Genomic DNA, 17,789 nt, shown 5'->3' with positions numbered 1-17,789 from the left:
AAATAAAAAAGTTAGTTTCCCTTCTCAAAGGGAATCTTGTGGAACGTATTTTCGCCTGCAAGAACAATGCCTGTCTCAACAATTGGTTTCTCACCGAGCGCTTTCTCTATTGCCTTCTTTGATAGATCTATGGCCTGCTGCTGGGTCAAATCCGCACTGTACTCCTTTGTCACTACATCCAGCGCCATGTCAGCTGCCTGACCTATGGCAAAACCAGAGCCTCTAAAGAAAGTACCACTTGGGTCAACTTGGTACATCTGTACTCCAGTCTCGTCTGCGCCAGCCAGTATGATTGAAGCAGCCTGTGGTCTTACAGCATACGTTGTATAGTTGTGTAGGTAAGTGCTGAGATGTTTTGCCAGAGAATCTGTATCTATCGGGCTCTCATACGTCAATTTGTGTTTCTGAGCTTCTAGTCTTAGGGTGTCAATTAGCTGCAAGATGTCTCCAATGTATCCTGAACCCGTGGCACCTACGTGATAATCAATTGAGAATATTTTCTCAGATGGCTCTATCAATGGGTGCGTTGGTTTTATCTGGCTTGAAAGTATGGCAAACTTTGGAGTCCTGATTCCAATAGTTGTTGACCCGCGACTTACTGCTTCAAGCGCGCTGTCCACCAGAACAAGTCTGCCCTGAGGCCCATAGAATGGAAACCTTCCAGAGTTTGGACTAGATTCTGACATTTATGCAGCAACCTCCCTTGTTATCATTGGTATTGCCAACACATCTATTCCGTTGCCAGAGCCTGGGTCTCGCTCCATTGCAGCGGCAACAGCTCGCGTGGCAATCTCCTTTGCTTGCTCATTTTTGATCTCCTTGTTGTACAAGCTTTCAAGCACTCCGTATGCAATGGGAGAACCAGAGCCTGATGAGGCAAAGTCTTCTGCTGTTATGGCACCACTCATGTCAGCTGCATATACGTGCGCGCCATGTTGGTCTACTCCTGCCACAAGCAACTCTACATAATATGGCTGATAATTTCTCAAGCCAGAATATGCTAGATTTGCAATCAATCTGGTAGACTCTTTTACAGTTAGAGGAAATCCTCTTCGAAGTTCCATCAATCTTCTCTCGGCCTTTGCTACCTTGATTATGTATTCTGCGTCAGAGAGCTGACCTGCGATTGCCACTGCTAACGTCTCATCTATTTTTGCAATCTTTTGGACTATCTTTGATCCGATGAAGAATCCTTTGCTTGCTCTTTTGTCTGAGCCCAAGACTACTCCATCTCTTGTCTTGATTCCTACGATTGTTGTCATGACATCTATACGGCAGTAGGGAATTAATTGACTGGTAATCTCCTGAACCTAGTCACAAAAATATGGATGATATCAGACTGCCAAAGGAGCCCCGCATTTTGAGCATTTTACCTCAAACATTTTGAGGTACACTTCACCCTTGGTATCGACATCGACGCATTGTTTGCCGCCTTCTTTACAAACGTGGCAGAATTCTTTTCTCATGTGTATTATTCGTCAGCCAAAGTAATAAAGCTCACTGTGTAGAAATTGAAATTACAAATAGATTACTTTGCCTGTTGGATAGTCTTTTATTTCGTGATCACGTATTATATCACAGACAACAAACCAAAGAAAGAAACATTGGCGTGTATGTTCATAGCCAGTGAATCCCCTAGTTAGGGGACTAGATGTTTTACTCTGTTATCTTGGTTATGTGAAAAATTGTATGTGGGTTTGTAATGGGTCCATACTGAAATAGTATGGATTCCTAAATACTGTGATGCCAACTGCATACATTCTACTAAATAGCCAGCCAAATTCCGAAGTCGAGATAATATCGAAAATAAATGAAATCATGACTGGCCAGTCTGTCAAGTATGAGATTCAAGGAGTTTATGGGGTGTATGATATAATTGCCAAAATAGAGTGTGGAAATATGGAAGACGTAAGAAACATGCTTGGTAAAATAAGAAGAGTGAACAAGATCGTCTCCACCATTACAATGCTGGTCAACGAAGAGCAAGAAATCTAACTCTTGTATTTCTCCTAGATCATGATTTTTAAAAAAAGCAAATAAAAGACGCCTGCTAATGGAATGGTTATGCGTGACATCAATGAAATAATGCCAAAAATTGAAAATATGCGATGGGGTGCACTAATGAATACTCCGCCCACTAATGAGAAAGTACATGAGATGAATACCATGTTTCCTCATGATGGTAGGTGGCATACCGTGTTTGAAGAAGAAAAGCAGGTCTTCGTTGATGGCGTTCGTATCTGGAAAAAAGACCCGAAATCATGGACATAAATTTGAAAACCTCATGATCTGTAACTGCATTCCTGAATCTGCATGTTACAAATATTAGTTAAATTAGATTCCAGACTTGATTATCTTGCCAAGATTTTTTGTACTTTTTTTCAATTTTTAATAATGAAATTTCAAAATCTACTGCGATCGTATATGTATTAATCACAGTCATACATAGGATTAAATCTCCTTTTTGGTATCGTTCATGTTGAAATTGACACAAAGCTTCAAGCAGATGGATTCATGCATGCAGATCTTAGGTCTAGATAGATCTGTTCGCTTTGTAGGGAGAATAAAAGACAGAAAATTGATATCCTTTGCTAGAAGCCCAGATGCTGCGCCTCTGCTTGATGAAGAACTGAGCAGTATGGCTCATTATCAAGCGTCAGTCAAAGCCTCATGGGAGGACATGTTCAATGAAGCACTTGGCAAGACCAACTGGATGATAACATCCAAGGAAAAAGTGAAATTGATTACTCTCTTCTTAGACGATGGTCTACTCATCCTGTCCACCGAGCCCAACTCAAACCACGATCATGATAATTCAGAAGATAAAAAGTCTTAACATGAAACTGTGACTGCATGTCTGGAGTTTTTGTATCTGAATTGTACCTGATAACGACAAAAATTGTGACAAAAAATATGTCAGACAAAAAGCTAGTATTCTGACAAATCAGCTAAGATTATGAAAATTAAGCTCTAATTGTGAGGGACTTCTATATGCCATTTTGTGTAATGTTATGCAGAAGGTTTACCCAAACGATCTTTTTTTGCATTGGAACAGTGTCTCTTAGTCAGTCGTTTGGCAGGCAAGCGGCCTTCGCATTGGAGGGGATTCCTACCAAAGGCTCCTCTCCAAGATTTTTTTGACTAGCTTGCAACCCATCCCCTCTTGCCTGGTATGCTGTAGCCGACAGGTAGTTGCACCCTGGGGCAAAAACGCCTCTGCCTTTTCATAGGTGCTCTAACTGCTGTTACAGATTTCTTTTTATTTCAGAGTCTTAAAACCATAGTCAAACAGCGATTTGCTGGAACGTGGTATATCATGAATATGAAATTGATACTCAGAGGAAAAACAGTAGAAGACGAGTCCACCGTTAATGCCATCTTCAAGATTCTTGGCGATAAATATTCTAGAAAAATACTGGAATCGCTGACTGATTCGCCAAAGTCTGCACTTGACATAAGCAAAGAATGCAAGATCTCGTTAGCATTGGCGTACAAAAAGATCAAAAATCTAAAGAAATGTGATCTCATTCAAGTCTATACTTCTGTAATAGTAGATGGAAGAAAATATGCAGTTTACAAGAGCAAGGCGCATCCAATAATGGTGCTTTTAAATCACAAATTTCCTTCGCAGACCATTGTCTTTGATTCTGACAACCTTGTTAATTGTCTGGGATGCGAATCTTTGAACTGTGGTGTGTACTATGATGAGAGATACAATGGTGTAAGAAGCATATGTTATTCATGCGGCGCCAACTGGCCTGAATCCTGATACTGCATTACATCCACTGTTTTTTCTTGCCGTAATCGCTGAGTATTTTGTAAATTCTGTTAAATGAATCCTGAGAGATCATATCCTGTTCTGTAGCTCTTTGCACAATGGATTCCATCTTGATCTGTTTTTGACGAACAATTTTCATTATCTCCTCAAACATTCCTTTTAGAACTTCAGATTCATCATCCTGTTTCATAATATGCTTCTCAACGATAATGTCATTGTCACAAGATTAAATGTTGTGAATCGGGAAAATTGCGTTTGTTGTATTTTTCTATATTGTCTCTGTTTGTGTAGGTTTATTGAAATATCATGATGCTGTATAGATATTATGCCAACTGCATATGTTATGATCGCATGTGACTACGGACAAGAAGAACAAGTACTCGAAGAACTAAAGGCAATAGACAGAGTAATTGAAGCGCGAGGCACTGAAGGCCATTATGACATAGTGGCGGAAATAGAATCTAAGACAATTGATGAAATCAACACTACCGTCTCTGAAAAAATCCGGCGCATTGACGGAGTTCGCTCTACATTGATACTTCTTGCACAGTGTTAATACTCTGTATTTTTCAAGTACTTTTTAAAACACGGCTCTAATTGCTAAACTATGAGCGCAAATACTATCAAAAAGGCAAAGGCTTTAGCTAAAGACGGCGTAGTTAAAGTGGAAGATGATCTCTATCAGGTCAAGTCCTCAAGTGATCCTGCGAAATCCTATTTTGTAACATCCGAGACTTGTGAGTGTGAGGGATTCAAGAATTTTTACAAATTTCATCATGGTAAAGGCCTGAAAGCAAACTGTTCGCATCTTGAAGCAATTAGGATTTTCAAAAAAACATACGAAAAGCCAAAGTCTGCCAAAGGAAAATGATATTATAATAACAGCACAAAAGATTACAAGTACAAGTCAAGATGCGTTTTGTATCTCGTCTCGAATCAGTGGAAAATATGATTCGATTAGTTCTCCAATTGATAAAATTTCATCCGTTTTGGCTTCCCTGTTATGTATCATCTTGAAGGCAGTAAGACTGCTGCCAAGTATCTGACCTACGATACAGCCGTAAAGAAAATCAAATTCACTGCTAAACTTCCAGTCATTTTTGAACTTTGGATATTCTTTTTTCAATGTTGGAATTCCAATTATTATGCCATGAATTGTTTCTTCTAAATATTTTTTAAATTCAGGACTCAATGGCATGAAATCACAGTTTGAATTATTTGGTATTAAATGAATTCATTGACATCATGATCAATGTCATGCTCTTCGAAATTAAGATCCTTTGTAGACTATGAGATATTCATTAGGATTCTCTCTTTCTTTTTTTGCATTGAGCGCATCTTGATATTTATCATAGTGTTTTATCAGGTAGAGTCTCCTACCAAATGATTCAAAGTAATCAATACCACACAGGTTAAATCCAGAGTCTGGAGTAAGTGCCTTTTTTTCTTCGTCTGTAACGTCTGCACTCAATTTAATTGCATGATACACTTGGTGTCTCTAAAAACCTTAGGTCTACAATCAGCTATTGTTTAAAATAATATCTTGAAGCTCTTCTGGTTTTTCTACAATGTAATCAGGATTTGCCTTTTGAAGTGCAGTCCTTGTGTTGTATCCCCATGAAACTCCAATGACTCTGACGCCTGCTTTTTTTGCAGCCTCGATATCTCTTATCTCGTCTCCGACGTAAATTGGATCTTTGTGAGGAATTGTTTTCTCCTTCATTAATTTCTTGAGTAATCTGCTCTTGCCATACATTGCCCTTCCAGTATATACAAAATCAAACAACTGTAAATCATTATTTTTTAAAAACTCCATGACGTTTTCTCTTGAATTAGTAGTAAGTATGCCAAGCACACATCCATTTTCTCTTAGATTCACAAGTGCATCTCTAATCCCCACTGCGGCCTGCAGATGGACTATCTCTTTGTTCATCTCAAATCTTATTTTTCTTACAACTATAGGCAGCTTAAAGATTGAAATCCCCAAGTGCTTTAGCACCTCGCTGGGCTTTTTTTCTCTAAGTTTTGGAAGATCGCTTAGAGGTATCTTACGATATCCATAACTGCTCGGCAAATTTGTTGGCTATTTTTATCACTACTGACATGGTATCTGCTATGGTACCGTCAAAATCAAAGACTATCGTAGGCATTAGAATCTCGCACTAAAAATCCCTTAAAGACTGTTGTGAATTCAGACCCTCGATTCATTGGTTTGTTAAATTGGCTCATTTTACGAACACATGCTCTTCCACATGTGGAAATCAGCTAGATCGTGAATGAATAGTATGAGAGAAAATTAACACAATTGACATTGCAAGTATTATTTTTCTATCTTGGGGCAAAGCTAATTGTTGACTGAGAACAAACATGTCTTCTACTAAAAGAATAATATCATGAGGTTTTATAGTACGAAAAGATGAGAAACTCATCTCTTCTAAACGAGGCCTATGAATTGTGTGAAGAAGGCGAGTATACGCTTGCCCTAGAATATTATGATCTTGTCTTATACAAGGAACCTCATAATGTGACTGCCCTGATAAACAAGGGTGTCACACTTCAGAACATAGGTAAAGTCAAACAATCAATCAAGTGTTACAACGCAGCCATTGAGGTAGACATCAATAATGTGGATGCGCTTGTAAACAAGGGCTCTGCACTTCATACTCTAGGAAAGCATCATGATGCAATTGACTGCTATGACCGGGTTCTTAAGATCCAACCGCGATACGCCATGGCAATAGCATACAAGGGACTGTCACTTGGGGAGCTTGGCATGCTAAAGGATGCCATAAAGTGTTTCAACTCTGCTCTAAAAATTGATAAAAAATACGACATTGCCCTGAACAACAAGGCTCTTGCTTTGGAATTACTAAAGAAAAACTCCAAGTTAAAACCAAAACTACACAAAACCAACTGATGTCAATATCGGAAAGGATTCTCTAAGACTAGTTCTGTTCTGCATAGTCTACAAATTTGCTAATTCCGTTCTGAAGGGCATAGTTGAGCGAACTGTCAGGAACAAAACTTAGCATCCACGAAAGAAATCCCGACGTCTTCAAATCCAAACTAATGTTTGCCACAGTTCCCATTCCTGGTGCGCCATCAAAACCCCATGTTTTGTCAAGCTCAGTTGTCATTGTAGTACCTTTGAGATCTCCTGATACTACCTGTACAGTGTATGTGCCGTTTGGCAATTGCTGGTATATTGCTTGGGTATCAAAGAAAACTCCATTTACACCTGCGTTCATGTCTACCAAGTTTGTTTTGTTGTCTAGTACCTTGACCGATTTCACATTATCGGGGAAGATTTGTGGATAATTTTGCACATTCGATATGGTTGCAAGTAACGATTGCTCATTTACGTTTGCTACTGTTTGAACGTCAATTACGCGGTCAGCATACGATAATGGCATGCTTGGAACTATTATGACAAATGCTATCCAACTGAAGATAAAATTTTTCGATCTATAGAATAGTCTAAGTTGTGGCATATCCTGCTTCATCTGCCTGTATTGTGGCACTTGCATGCGTGATATTGTGCATGTTGATATATCGTAAAGCGATTATTGTGACCATTACAGCAGTGAAGTGACTTGGGTTTTTTTGTTCTGCCATGACTTATGTTTCGCTTTATGATATATAATCTATTTGTATACAAATGATTTGTATACAACCTAATATAACATAAAACATGCGAAAATTAGACCTAAAAGACAGCATTGGAACGTTGATCTTCCTTACATCAAAATCAATGGAAAGTGCTGCAGAATGTGAGATCAAAAACAAATTAAGGCTGACATCTAGTCAGTGGAAGATTATTTTAGCACTAAACTCGTTTGACGGGCTTAGCCAAAGAGAACTTGCTGATAGGATCTATGTTGACAGCAGTACTCTTGTGCCTGTAATAGATAAAATGGAAGAAAACGGACTGCTTGAACGAAAGCTGGACCCAAAAGACAGGAGGCACAACAGACTGTATCTTACAAAAAAATCTGAATCTGTTGTTGATTCTATTGTGGAAATTATCCTTCAATTGAGAAAGACACTGTACAAGGGACTGTCAAAGGGAGATCTGGAATCGATGCGCCCCAAGTTGAAGAAGATCATTGAAAACGCAGACAAATTCACCAGCAAGCCCAAATCTGAATCGTCATGAGATATAATTATGCCGATGTTGTTGTAAATTCTGTGATGAAATATCTTGCAATATCATTGCTTTTGCTGCCCATCTCACTTTGTTATGCGCAATCTGCCACTCCGGGAGCAGTTTTATCTTTCTATATCAACGACGAAAATTTGGTCACAGATCATAGAGGGGTCATGACTTTATCGACAGCAGGTTTGGTTGATTTTACTATTGACGGAACTCCAATATCTGGCCCTTCTAGCATGGATAGAGACTGGTATTGATACTGGGCAATTCTACCTCCAACTCACTTTACCATCTTCTGTCAATGGGCGACCGCTACAAAACGGCGATGTGGTCCTTATGACATATCACCAGCCTACAGATAACAATGGAAATCCCCAAACAATAACACAATCTGTGGTTCTAAGCTCTATTCCATCATCCATACAATCAAGTCCTAGCAGGTCAGCCTTCTGAACAAAGTGTAAACATTGGACGATATTTCACACTTCAGATTTATGCGCCAAATTATAATTTGGATTCCCAAGTTCCAGATGACATACCATTAAACTTGATTCAAGTCCACATGGGAGGGGTGAGCACCACACTTGCAGATTCTGCATTTCATACAAGCACTGGCACTCTAAGGGAAACTGGACCAAACACCGACACTTTTGCGGCTACCTTTAAGATACCTCGCCAAATTGACGGCTTTCCAGTTGAGCTTGGCTCTACTTTGGAATTTACATTTGGAGATAACTCCCAACAAATTCCGTCCGAGTCTAGCATATTTGTAACGATTGGAACTGCAAACTATCAAAACACTGCACCCGTGATGGCACCAAGTGTTTCTGTACCTCGCAGCATAACGGTACAAACTACAAATACATATGGAACCAGTGTGAATTTTCTAAACTCTACTGTGCTACAAGGGCTAGTGGGTCCTGTTTGTTATCCGTCATCGGGTTCTCTCTTTCCTATTGGTACAACAACAGTTACTTGTTCTGCAATAAGCCCTGAAGGCAACTCTGTTCTAAAATCATTTCCTGTAACTGTGAACAAGAAAGCACGTCTATACCTTATTGGGTAAAAAATCTGGCAGGCTTTTGGTGTAATGGTACCATACAAGACAGTGACTTTGGGGCAGCAATTCAATTTCTTGATTCAAATAAAATGATTACCATGCCTCCATCACAGGACCAAACTTCATCAATTGATAAATCAGGTATTTGCTCGTGGTCTGAAGGAAAAATTACCGATAACGAAGTTGCGGCATTATTTTATCCGTTCATTCCGATAGGATTTAATTCTGCAGTCATGAGTATCTGTCTATGAAGGCTACTTTTGGGGCTGGATGCTTTTGGTGTGTTGAACATGAATTCCGAAAGATAAAAGGTGTAACATCAACAGCTGTAGGATACATGGGTGGCAACCTAAGTAATCCAACATATGAGGATGTCTGTTCGGACCAAACCGGACATGCAGAAGTAGTTCAGGTTGAGTTTGACCCTTCTGTTGTATCGTATGACCAGATTCTCAATGCTTTTTGGCATTGTCATGATCCTACGTCACTGAACAGACAAGGTCCTGATGTGGGTACTCAGTATAGGTCGGCCATCTTCTATCATGACCAAGATCAAGAAAAAACCGCAAAGCAATCAAAAGAACAACTCCAAAACTTGGAAAAACCTGGGAAAAAAATTGTAACTGAGATATTACCTGCACCAGAATTCTACAAGGCAGAAGAATATCATCAGCAATACTATGCAAAATGCGGAATTCTGTAATTGTAAAGTTATTTCCTAAATTCACTTTCTAGTGATTGGCCTCAAGTTTGAAGCCAGATCCATTTTATATCTCAAGTACTATTCGTTCTATACTTGAATTGGAAGCGACTTGGGAGGCTGCTCCTGTTTTTTGGATTGATTGGTATGGGTGCGTTTATCTTTCTTAACATGGATCTTGCGCATCGCAGAAGAGATCTTTATTTTCTCTTTGCGTTATCGCTAATCTTTTTCATATCTGGCTTGGGTTGGTCTTTTTAGATATTCTAGGTTCTGGACAATGCTTGAGTGAATCTTAATTTGCTAGCACTTGGTCTATCTGCTTGGATCTTATGGTGAATTTAGTAATTTATAGATAAAAATAACATTATATCAACAATAAACAAAATAATTAAAATTTAATCTGAGATTTTTTAAATAAATTCTTAAATATTATGAAATTCATCATATGGTATGTTCACAAAGCCACAAAAAATGGCTTGACATAGCGTGGCCCTGCAGGAACTAACATGCGAACCAAGCGCAAAGGCGCTGTTCAAAGGGAGGTAATCTCCAAGTGTCCTGCATTTATGGGTCACGCCTTTTGATTAATATCTTGAGCTTGGCCGTGTTCGTTTGGCAAAGATCATTATTGCTATGACTATGCCGCCAGCTCCGCCAACTCCTACAATAACTAGGACTACAAAAATTGATGCATACAGGCTAAGCGTGGTTATGTTGAATTCGTATACTCCTACATTTCCGGTACTAGGATCCAAGATCTCGGCTCTGAATACGTGATTTCCTGGCTCTTGGAATGTGTAATCAATGTCTGATGATCCTGGATAATCATCTGGAGGAAATTCTTTCATCAAGTTGTCGTTATAGTATACCTTCAAACCCATCCTGATTTTATCGACTTGGTTACCATTTTGGTCTAGCACAAGAAAGTGAATCTTTGTGTCACCTCCTACGTTGGGGACTGAAGGTGTTGTAGATACCTGGACTTCATAGTTGCCAACTTTTGCAGCGTCTGTGCTAAAAGATGGATGCATTATTTCATAAGTTACAAGACCTGCAAAGAAGCTGAAATAAACCACTAAAAGCAGGTATTTTTTTTGCATTGTGTGGATTAGGCAGTTTTGGTATATTATATTTGGTCGTGGTTCTAACTAGGCAGGAATCTTCGCGACACTAATAAAGAAACTAGGACCTAAATTTCAGAGAGAGCGTATTTGATATCTAAAAAGATGGGTGTAATTATAGGAATAGTACTGGTTGGTTTTGCGGCAGCTTGGTTTGTATCTCAAAAACCGACTGCATCTGAGCCTTCAGAATCTGTCTTGACTCCAACTCTGAGCCAAAATCCATACCTGCAAGAATACTCACTGCCTGATAATTCTGGACCTAATGGCCTAATTGTAGATAAAACAGGAACAGTATGGGTCACATCATCAAAGTCTGACATGCTTTACAGTTTTGATCAAAAATCGGGACAGCTAAAAAATTATGAGATACAGGACGGAAACTCCCAGTATTTTAATCCAGGACAGAACACCACTATGGTTTGGACTATAGTTCAAGATAAAGATGGAATCATGATGGTTTTCTCCGCTTGGAACAAAATCACTATGGCGTTTTGATCCTACAAACGATACTTTTCACTCCATTTCATCAGATGCAGGTTCTGCATTTCAGATGAAGGCAGATGCAAACACTGGGAATGTGTGGTTTACAACACTTAGCGGTGATTCTTTATGTGTTGTACAAAAAAGTGCCGACACCCAAACTGGCTACAAGGTATCTGCATTTTATCTTGGCAATGGCACTGCTCCTGCCGGGCTGTATCTAAAAGACAACTCAGTATGGGTCGCAGAAATAACCACTCAAAAGATTATTGAATTTAACATAGACCGTGAAAACGGAGTTGTAACTGGAATCACAAAAGTAAAGGAAATTCCAATAAATAACCAGACCCAATTTTCATCTCCTACAGATCTTCTCGTAACTGATGACTCTATCTGGCTGACAGAGCATGGTACAAGTTTTCTTACTGAATACCAATTTGGAAATGATCAGGTTATGCGATATCCAACTTCACAAAATGTGTATCATGCAACGACACTTCCATTTTGGATACGGGGAATAAATGACGGTAAAGATCTGTGGTTCAATGAGCATGAGGGAAACAAGGTTGCGTACTTTGATACTGTAAACAAAACCATGATAGAGTACGATATCCCCTCTAGACCTGCAGATGGGTATCTGACATATCCTCTCAACATCGCCACTGATCCTGCTGACAACATGATACTGTGGTTTTCAGAATGGAACACTAACAAAATCGCAAGAATTGATGGTCACGTGCAACTGCCTTTTTCCATATCTTCTGACACAAGCAAAGTTGTTCTCAGTTCTGACGCATCACAAGAGACATCTGTGAATCTAAAAGTTGATGGACAGAGTCCTTACAGTGCAAATCGCGTATTTTTGAATGCATCAAGTTCAATGGCTTCAAATGCTGGTTTTGAAAATCTCGACGTAAAATTGTCACCTGACACTCTTGATCTTTCTTCTAGTCATGACGCACAATTACTCCTGCGAAATTATTCTGCTCCTCCAGGTAACTATACGCTAGGGGTTAGCGTATCTAATGGAATTGTAACAAAGACTATCTTTCTTGATCTTGTTGTTCCAAACAGCTAAAATTCTGTAGCAAAATTACTGTCATTATTTAAGGTCATCAGGCGCGATTTTATTTTTTATTGCATATTCCTTTATTTCAGACAATCTTAATTCGTCTATGATGAAATGTATGAAATCTTCCTTGTATTGAGGAAGCATTTTTTTATTTCCTGTTTTAGGATCCTCGTATTCCTCTACTACTGGTCCACTTCCTAGCAATTCATTGCATAATGTTTTCAGGTCAGACATACCAAATTTTTGCAATAAAGTGTATTTTGAGGGCAATTCATTTTCAAATATCTTGTCTTCTTTCTCTATCTCTTCTTTTATCCTGTTAATCTCTTCTAGATTTTTACTAGAGTTATCAGCTTTTTTGCGGTCAAATATTTTTCCAAAATTCATTTATTTTGAGAACTTTTTTACCGCAGAATATAATTCAATAAGATCATTCTAGTTGTATGGCGCACATTTTTGCATGTGTATCTGTGAGAAAAACACTCACACATATTTAACCAAAGTTTGGTATTATTGGCAAATTTAAATAAGATTTTGACGTATTGATATCATGTCTCAACTAATTGAGGCAGAATACGACGAGTTCCTAGAAGACATAAAGAACAGACTGCAAAAAATTGAACCTGAACTTGCCATGCAAGCGATGTATTATGAGAGAAAATTCACCGATATTGAACCTCATGCAGAGATTGTCGTTGAATATGCTCATGTAGTGGATTTGGACAAAAAGAGGTTTGGGCTTGAAAAATATGGATTCGAAATGGCAAAAGAAGATGATTGCAAGCTAAGAGTTGTCGGGCTGATGACCCTTAACACCATTTACGAAATATCAAAAGATACAGATGTCAAAAAGATCAGTGGAACGATCTCGTGCGCCTCATACTAGAGATTTGGGCTGTTGCAGTTTGATCCCTATTGTATCATATGGGCATTTTTTTCGATTTTTCCTGCGTAGAGGATGTAATTGGTATATATGGTACTAAATTTTACCCTTATAAGTGCCGCAAACAAAACCGATCGTAGATATCGTAAACGTTGTTGCCTCTGCTTCCGTCGATCAAAAAATCGACCTCGTTGAAATAACAAAAACATTTCCCGATGTAGAATATCATCCAGAGCAATTCCCAGGACTGGTCTTTAGATTAAAATCGCCAAAGACTGCAACACTAATTTTCAGCTCAGGTAAGATGGTCTGCACTGGTTCTAAATCTGAAGATGCAGCTATTAATGCAGTAAATACAGTGGTTCAGAAACTCCGAAAGGGAAAGATAAAAATCAAAAAGGATCCTGAGATAACAATTCAAAACATAGTTGCGTCTGTAAGCCTTGGTGGTAAAGTACACCTTGAAAGAGCAGCACGAAGTCTTCCAAGAAGTATGTATGAACCAGAGCAATTCCCCGGACTAATACACCGAATGCTTGATCCAAGATCTGTTGTTCTAATCTTTGCTTCTGGTAAGCTAGTCTGTACTGGTACAAAGAAAGAGACTGAAGTATATAGGGCAGTTCACAATCTGCACACTCTTCTAGAAGAGAAGAAACTGATGGAATACGAGTAGTTCCAAGAAATAGTTTCTATCTTGCTGTGTTTTTAATATCTGGACCATATATCAGGTCTTAATTTTTTTCCGTTTTTGACGCCTGCACCTTATTTACTGCATAGCTTCCGCCAAATGATATTGCTAGATTGATGGCAAGTGATATTACGGCAATGTAGATTGAGCCAAAACCTGTGTTGAAAAGTGATGCAGTTAGCGCTCCAAAATTATTTGCAGCTTCTAACATGTAAATCCCAGAACCTATGCCGACAAGCAGACCTATAATGAGAGGAGTTTTTCTCAACGACTTGACATACAATCCACAAATAACTGCAGGCAATATTTGAGCAATCAATATTCCTCCAAGCAATTGTAATGATATCGCATATGTTGCAGGTACTGCAAAAACAAAACCTAGAGCTATGAATTTGAAAACTGTTGACGAAATTTTGGTAATTCGAATCTCTGAACTATTTGAAATATTTGGTTTAAATTCTTTTATTATGTTTCTTGTAAGTAAATTTGCCTGAGCCATGGCCATGATGGCTGCAGGTACAAGACCTCCGACAAAAATTCCAAGCAATGCAATTCCTGAAAACCACCCTGGCATTGTATACATTATCAGAGATGGAACCACGAGTATGCCTCTGGAACTTTCTGGAAACCCTGAAAGGAAATTCATCGCATTGGGAACTGCAAATACTAGCACTCCCATTAGAGCAAGTATGGCAAGTCCTACTCCATAGAGGGGGAGCAGTGCAGTGCTTGTTCGAAGCTTTCGTGCACTCTCAGAACTTAGCACACCGTTTATTGCATGAGGGTACAGATAGAGTGCCAGTGCACTGCCAAGAATCAGTGTAGCATAAGCAGGCATCAATGCAGAAGGCAGTGTTACATAATTTGCTTTTACTTGACTGAAAGCATGTTGAAATCCTCCAACGCTGAGCGGAACTATTATGATTACTGCAAAAACTGTAATCCAGATTATAATGTCCTTGAATATTGCAGTAAGTGTAGTTCCTCGCAAACCGCTTGTATAAGTAAAAGCAGCCAAGACTATGAAGGAGATTAAAAGCGAGATCTCTTCTACCACCTGTGCATTGGCAGAGCCTGCAAGCATGACGGTCAGAACCGCCTGCATTCCTACTATCTGAAGCGCTATGTACGGTAGTTCAGCAACTATTCCAGTGATGGCTATCATTATTGCAAGCGTAGGGCTGCCAAATCTGTCTTTGACAAAATCAGAAGCCGTGATGTATCCTTTCTCTCTTGCCAGAGTCCATAGTCTTGGCATGGTTACAAGTGCTACTCCAAAAGTCAGCATGACATAGGGGATGGCAAAAAAATAGAGAGAACCTTTGGCAAATACTCCGGAGGGGATTGCAACAAAGCTGTATGCAGTATAAAGATCGGCACCTATGAGAAAGAAAACTAGTGTAGTGCCAAGCTTTCTTCCCGCAAGAGCCCACTCGTGTACGTGATTGAGATCTCCTTTTCTCCAGTATTTTCCGTAAAATCCTAAAACAATAAACAAAATGAAAAGAGAGACAAATGGAATGACAATGTCTGAGCTAGTCATTCATGATTCTCCCCTTTATGCGAGCAAAAACAATATAGAATCCCGTTGATGCAAACAGCCACAAAGTTTGGAACCAATAAAAAAATGGCTATCCCAAATAGTTCCGGTGCATCTCTGTTATAGATTGGAACTGTAAGATCAATAAATGATGGAATCAGAATAATTAATGCAAGTATTACATGTATTTTCTTGATATGCATATTCATGATGAATTTGATAGTAAAGATATAAGGATTGAGAACTGGTATTGGCGCAAAACTTGTTTTATCTCTCTACGATTTGGCTTTCTTGCCTAATGCCATCATGAACATGGTATTTTTGTTGCTTGCATGAGGTGAGAAAAATTCTGTCACCTCATCGTCATAAAATGTAAGTCCTGTAGCACCAATATGTAATGCGTATGATGCAAGATACATTCGTCCTCCCATGATGCTTGCATCTAATTGTGCAACTCTGTATCCGCGATTACCAAGGCGTTCTAGAATCTTCTGAAGGTTTACCATAAAAAATACTGTAATGGATGCATCATAAGGCAAACTTTGATCCAAGCCCAAGTGTCCTGATATGTTTCGAAAATCTCCTTTCTGTAAAATCTCTAGTTTGTCATGCTCCTTGTTGTAAAAATATGATCCCTGTTCTAGTCCGTCAACTGCATTTGCAATCAAGTAGACGTCGTTGATACTTTCTTTTTCAAAATCTGAAATAATTCTGCCTGTGGATCTTTTCAGTATGGTTGATAATTGTTCAAGTGAGATGGAATCTTGAGAAAATTTACGTGTAGAACCGCGTCTGAGAATGACAGTTTCCAGACTGTCTTTCAAAGAAACCCTTCCTGTACTTTCAATTGGTTTTACACTCTGTGGTTCATGAATGACTTGATTTCTCCAAGATGCCACTTCCTGCTTGTCTGTCAGAGACGATGACTCGTGAATCTCATTTATGGATGCAAGATCAACGTACTGCTCTGATGGTTCTGACTTGGAAACTTCAGACATGGAAGGTGAGGTTGGAATCTCTTGGTCAAAGTGACCAAGTGGCAATATTGCTACTGCTGCTTCTTTTCTTGTATCAAGACCAAGAAGTGAATTTATTTCAGAGTCGACAAAACCCAGTATCAATTTGCATGGGACTTTTTGTGCATTTGACATTGCAAGTGCGTTTGAAAGAATTGTTCCACAGTCCCAAAATGTATGTCGATATTCTCTTGCTTGGTACTTGACTGCATTTCTTGAAAATACATCAGTGAAGACCAACATGATGGGCGCAGTAGATGTAAAAGGCTCATTTGCTACTGCATTTGCAAGAACTTTACGGTAATCTCCCTTTCTTAATACCGTCAATGAGGAATTCTGCGGATTGAAATGATAAACTCCTGCCTCAAGCCCAGAAATGTCAGAACATATGATGTAAATCTCTATGTGGTATAGTGCTCCAGTACACGATGCTGCCCGGAACTCTATCTCGCCAAGAGACTGAAATCTAAGGGTCTTTGTGATGCCGCCTGAGAAGAAGAGCATTCTTGAAAGCGCATGTTGATGTCAGGAATGATGTTTTCATGTTCGCTTTTAGTGCTAATTGATATGGCATCAAGGGCAGAAATTTCACTTGGCTGTTTGTCCAGCAAAAGTTTGATCCGTGTTGCATCTTTGTATATCTTGTACGGTATGGGTCTATTTGCAGGATGATACGTGTGGGCTCTGTTGAGAAGCATTCCGTTTGGATGTTTTGTTCCGTCGTGATATTGCCAAGCAGATTCTATCTCATAATTTTTCAAATAAAGACCTATGAAGATGACTCTAAAACCATCTTAAACATTTCTTCAAAAGGAAGATTATTACGTGTTGGAATAAGTGTACGATTTATGGAAGTCAGTGAGGAAATAATGTCAAAAATAATTCAATCTTCTAATCTGAAAGTATACTCTACACATTGATGAAAAAATCTTTGATCTTGAAAATGTTTTCATAGCTAAATCAAAAATTCCAGTGCGAAAACCGACCACAAGAGGAGGTGTGTACTTTACTGATACCACTGCTTACAAGATAAGAGCTGACACTGGTGACATGTCCATACTTTCTCTTTTACCCAAGATCATGCTTGGACCAAACACTGAATTTGCGCCTGTTAAAGTAAAGACCAGTTTGTTGTTTGGCGACGAAAAAAAAGAGGTTGCCCTTGTCTCACATGTGTCAAATACCGTCAACACAAAGACTAGAGTAGAACTAAATCTAATAGTAGATGAAATCAATCCGTAATTATTTCTTGAATCAAAACTATCTTATAATGCTGAACAAAGTCTTGT

General features: G+C 38.9%; 31 protein-coding genes. 16 read left to right on the top strand and 15 right to left on the bottom strand.

The features are described from left to right. Window positions 1-11: 11 nt before the first annotated feature. The 3 genes from DYY67_RS03365 to DYY67_RS10585 form a co-directional block, all read right to left on the bottom strand. Window positions 12-686: a hypothetical protein gene (locus tag DYY67_RS03365; protein WP_166390754.1), complete on the bottom strand. Its 675-nt coding sequence runs from the start codon at window positions 684-686 to the stop codon at window positions 12-14. Continuing rightward, window positions 687-1,262, bottom strand: a complete 576-nt coding sequence (locus tag DYY67_RS03360) for a proteasome subunit beta (RefSeq protein ID WP_166390752.1) — start codon at window positions 1,260-1,262, stop codon at window positions 687-689. Window positions 1,263-1,334: 72 nt separating this feature from the next. After that, window positions 1,335-1,466 carry a hypothetical protein gene (locus tag DYY67_RS10585; RefSeq protein WP_255492713.1) on the bottom strand — a complete coding sequence of 44 codons (132 nt, stop codon included), beginning with the start codon at window positions 1,464-1,466 and terminating at the stop codon, window positions 1,335-1,337. 277 nt (window positions 1,467-1,743) lie between these two features. Here DYY67_RS10585 and DYY67_RS03355 point away from each other — a divergent pair, with 277 nt between their 5' ends. The 4 genes from DYY67_RS03355 to DYY67_RS03340 all read left to right on the top strand — a co-directional run bounded on the left by DYY67_RS03355 (window position 1,744) and on the right by DYY67_RS03340 (window position 3,769). Beyond that, a complete protein-coding gene (locus tag DYY67_RS03355; RefSeq protein WP_166390750.1) occupies window positions 1,744-1,995 on the top strand; it encodes an Lrp/AsnC family transcriptional regulator in 252 nt (83 codons plus the stop codon). Between the two features lie 69 nt (window positions 1,996-2,064). Continuing rightward, window positions 2,065-2,271, top strand: coding sequence for a hypothetical protein (locus DYY67_RS03350; protein WP_166390748.1), 207 nt, complete (start codon window positions 2,065-2,067; stop codon window positions 2,269-2,271). A gap of 247 nt (window positions 2,272-2,518) precedes the next feature. Beyond that, window positions 2,519-2,836 carry a hypothetical protein gene (locus tag DYY67_RS03345; RefSeq protein WP_166390746.1) on the top strand — a complete coding sequence of 106 codons (318 nt, stop codon included), beginning with the start codon at window positions 2,519-2,521 and terminating at the stop codon, window positions 2,834-2,836. 486 nt (window positions 2,837-3,322) lie between these two features. Next, window positions 3,323-3,769, top strand: a complete 447-nt coding sequence (locus DYY67_RS03340; RefSeq protein ID WP_166390744.1) for a winged helix-turn-helix domain-containing protein — start codon at window positions 3,323-3,325, stop codon at window positions 3,767-3,769. Window positions 3,770-3,776: 7 nt separating this feature from the next. Here the strand turns inward: DYY67_RS03340 and DYY67_RS03335 are convergent, their stop codons facing one another. After that, window positions 3,777-3,968, bottom strand: coding sequence for a hypothetical protein (locus tag DYY67_RS03335; protein WP_166390742.1), 192 nt, complete (start codon window positions 3,966-3,968; stop codon window positions 3,777-3,779). Between the two features lie 135 nt (window positions 3,969-4,103). Between DYY67_RS03335 and DYY67_RS03330 the strand changes: the two genes are divergently transcribed. Then, window positions 4,104-4,334, top strand: a complete 231-nt coding sequence (locus DYY67_RS03330; protein ID WP_166390740.1) for an Lrp/AsnC family transcriptional regulator — start codon at window positions 4,104-4,106, stop codon at window positions 4,332-4,334. A 51-nt stretch (window positions 4,335-4,385) separates the two neighbouring features. Further along, a complete protein-coding gene (locus DYY67_RS03325) occupies window positions 4,386-4,649 on the top strand; it encodes a hypothetical protein (RefSeq protein WP_166390738.1) in 264 nt (87 codons plus the stop codon). A gap of 36 nt (window positions 4,650-4,685) precedes the next feature. Here the strand turns inward: DYY67_RS03325 and DYY67_RS03320 are convergent, their stop codons facing one another. The 4 genes from DYY67_RS03320 to DYY67_RS03305 form a co-directional block, all read right to left on the bottom strand. Then, window positions 4,686-4,976, bottom strand: a complete 291-nt coding sequence (locus tag DYY67_RS03320; RefSeq protein ID WP_166390736.1) for a hypothetical protein — start codon at window positions 4,974-4,976, stop codon at window positions 4,686-4,688. A gap of 72 nt (window positions 4,977-5,048) precedes the next feature. After that, a complete protein-coding gene (locus DYY67_RS03315; RefSeq protein ID WP_166390734.1) occupies window positions 5,049-5,249 on the bottom strand; it encodes a hypothetical protein in 201 nt (66 codons plus the stop codon). Window positions 5,250-5,297: 48 nt separating this feature from the next. Continuing rightward, window positions 5,298-5,852 carry an HAD hydrolase-like protein gene (locus DYY67_RS03310; protein WP_166390732.1) on the bottom strand — a complete coding sequence of 185 codons (555 nt, stop codon included), beginning with the start codon at window positions 5,850-5,852 and terminating at the stop codon, window positions 5,298-5,300. Further along, window positions 5,827-5,928, bottom strand: coding sequence for an HAD hydrolase-like protein (locus DYY67_RS03305; protein WP_166390730.1), 102 nt, complete (start codon window positions 5,926-5,928; stop codon window positions 5,827-5,829). The genes DYY67_RS03310 and DYY67_RS03305 overlap by 26 nt, the downstream gene beginning before the upstream one ends. 266 nt (window positions 5,929-6,194) lie before the next feature. Here DYY67_RS03305 and DYY67_RS03300 point away from each other — a divergent pair, with 266 nt between their 5' ends. After that, window positions 6,195-6,695, top strand: coding sequence for a tetratricopeptide repeat protein (locus DYY67_RS03300; RefSeq protein ID WP_166390728.1), 501 nt, complete (start codon window positions 6,195-6,197; stop codon window positions 6,693-6,695). Window positions 6,696-6,723: 28 nt separating this feature from the next. Here DYY67_RS03300 and DYY67_RS03295 read toward each other — a convergent pair whose 3' ends face one another. Beyond that, complete coding sequence (locus DYY67_RS03295) at window positions 6,724-7,269, bottom strand: SRPBCC family protein (protein WP_166390726.1); 546 nt, start codon at window positions 7,267-7,269, stop codon at window positions 6,724-6,726. Next, window positions 7,256-7,393 (bottom strand): hypothetical protein, encoded by a 138-nt coding sequence (locus DYY67_RS03290; protein WP_166390724.1) that lies wholly within the window; start codon window positions 7,391-7,393, stop codon window positions 7,256-7,258. Before DYY67_RS03290 ends, DYY67_RS03295 begins: the two co-directional genes overlap by 14 nt. 76 nt (window positions 7,394-7,469) lie before the next feature. Between DYY67_RS03290 and DYY67_RS03285 the strand changes: the two genes are divergently transcribed. From DYY67_RS03285 to msrA, 4 genes are all read left to right on the top strand, one after another. Continuing rightward, complete coding sequence (locus DYY67_RS03285; RefSeq protein WP_166390722.1) at window positions 7,470-7,934, top strand: MarR family winged helix-turn-helix transcriptional regulator; 465 nt, start codon at window positions 7,470-7,472, stop codon at window positions 7,932-7,934. Next, a complete protein-coding gene (locus DYY67_RS03280) occupies window positions 7,931-8,188 on the top strand; it encodes a hypothetical protein (RefSeq protein WP_166390720.1) in 258 nt (85 codons plus the stop codon). Before DYY67_RS03285 ends, DYY67_RS03280 begins: the two co-directional genes overlap by 4 nt. 254 nt (window positions 8,189-8,442) lie before the next feature. Then, on the top strand, window positions 8,443-8,997 hold the full coding sequence (locus DYY67_RS03275; RefSeq protein WP_166390718.1) for a hypothetical protein: 555 nt from the start codon (window positions 8,443-8,445) through the stop codon (window positions 8,995-8,997). Window positions 8,998-9,238: 241 nt separating this feature from the next. Then, a complete protein-coding gene (msrA, locus tag DYY67_RS03265; RefSeq protein ID WP_166390714.1) occupies window positions 9,239-9,694 on the top strand; it encodes a peptide-methionine (S)-S-oxide reductase MsrA in 456 nt (151 codons plus the stop codon). A 584-nt stretch (window positions 9,695-10,278) separates the two neighbouring features. Here the strand turns inward: msrA and DYY67_RS03260 are convergent. Beyond that, window positions 10,279-10,770 carry a hypothetical protein gene (locus DYY67_RS03260; RefSeq protein ID WP_166390712.1) on the bottom strand — a complete coding sequence of 164 codons (492 nt, stop codon included), beginning with the start codon at window positions 10,768-10,770 and terminating at the stop codon, window positions 10,279-10,281. Between the two features lie 150 nt (window positions 10,771-10,920). Here DYY67_RS03260 and DYY67_RS03255 point away from each other — a divergent pair, with 150 nt between their 5' ends. Both DYY67_RS03255 and DYY67_RS03250 read left to right on the top strand, forming a co-directional pair. Continuing rightward, on the top strand, window positions 10,921-11,313 hold the full coding sequence (locus DYY67_RS03255) for a hypothetical protein (RefSeq protein WP_166390710.1): 393 nt from the start codon (window positions 10,921-10,923) through the stop codon (window positions 11,311-11,313). Window positions 11,314-11,368: 55 nt separating this feature from the next. Continuing rightward, window positions 11,369-12,376, top strand: coding sequence for a hypothetical protein (locus DYY67_RS03250; RefSeq protein ID WP_166390708.1), 1,008 nt, complete (start codon window positions 11,369-11,371; stop codon window positions 12,374-12,376). Between the two features lie 24 nt (window positions 12,377-12,400). Here the strand turns inward: DYY67_RS03250 and DYY67_RS03245 are convergent, their stop codons facing one another. Continuing rightward, entirely contained in the window at window positions 12,401-12,757 is a 357-nt protein-coding gene (locus DYY67_RS03245) for a hypothetical protein (RefSeq protein WP_166390706.1), read from the bottom strand. Window positions 12,758-12,920: 163 nt separating this feature from the next. On the opposite strand from DYY67_RS03245, the gene DYY67_RS03240 reads away from it, so the two are divergent. Together DYY67_RS03240 and DYY67_RS03235 are read left to right on the top strand one after the other, a co-directional pair. Continuing rightward, a complete protein-coding gene (locus tag DYY67_RS03240; protein ID WP_166390704.1) occupies window positions 12,921-13,256 on the top strand; it encodes a hypothetical protein in 336 nt (111 codons plus the stop codon). A gap of 112 nt (window positions 13,257-13,368) precedes the next feature. Beyond that, window positions 13,369-13,929, top strand: a complete 561-nt coding sequence (locus DYY67_RS03235; protein ID WP_166390702.1) for a TATA-box-binding protein — start codon at window positions 13,369-13,371, stop codon at window positions 13,927-13,929. A gap of 58 nt (window positions 13,930-13,987) precedes the next feature. On the opposite strand, the gene DYY67_RS03230 is transcribed toward DYY67_RS03235, so the two are convergent. The 3 genes from DYY67_RS03230 to DYY67_RS03220 all read right to left on the bottom strand — a co-directional run bounded on the left by DYY67_RS03230 (window position 13,988) and on the right by DYY67_RS03220 (window position 17,261). After that, complete coding sequence (locus tag DYY67_RS03230; RefSeq protein ID WP_166390700.1) at window positions 13,988-15,487, bottom strand: sodium:solute symporter family protein; 1,500 nt, start codon at window positions 15,485-15,487, stop codon at window positions 13,988-13,990. Window positions 15,488-15,759: 272 nt separating this feature from the next. After that, window positions 15,760-17,004: a SagB/ThcOx family dehydrogenase gene (locus tag DYY67_RS03225; RefSeq protein ID WP_166390698.1), complete on the bottom strand. Its 1,245-nt coding sequence runs from the start codon at window positions 17,002-17,004 to the stop codon at window positions 15,760-15,762. Next, a complete protein-coding gene (locus DYY67_RS03220; RefSeq protein ID WP_166390696.1) occupies window positions 16,944-17,261 on the bottom strand; it encodes a hypothetical protein in 318 nt (105 codons plus the stop codon). Before DYY67_RS03220 ends, DYY67_RS03225 begins: the two co-directional genes overlap by 61 nt. A 211-nt stretch (window positions 17,262-17,472) precedes the next feature. Between DYY67_RS03220 and DYY67_RS03215 the strand changes: the two genes are divergently transcribed. Further along, the gene (locus DYY67_RS03215) at window positions 17,473-17,742 is read left to right on the top strand and encodes a hypothetical protein (RefSeq protein ID WP_166390694.1); all 270 of its coding nucleotides are present in this window, start codon (window positions 17,473-17,475) and stop codon (window positions 17,740-17,742) included. Window positions 17,743-17,789: the final 47 nt, after the last annotated feature.

Source organism: Candidatus Nitrosotalea sp. TS (genome assembly GCF_011319465.1).
Taxonomy (GTDB): domain Archaea; phylum Thermoproteota; class Nitrososphaeria; order Nitrososphaerales; family Nitrosopumilaceae; genus Nitrosotalea.
Note: the sequence above shows the minus strand (reverse complement) of the source record. Positions and strands in the feature narration are given on the sequence as shown.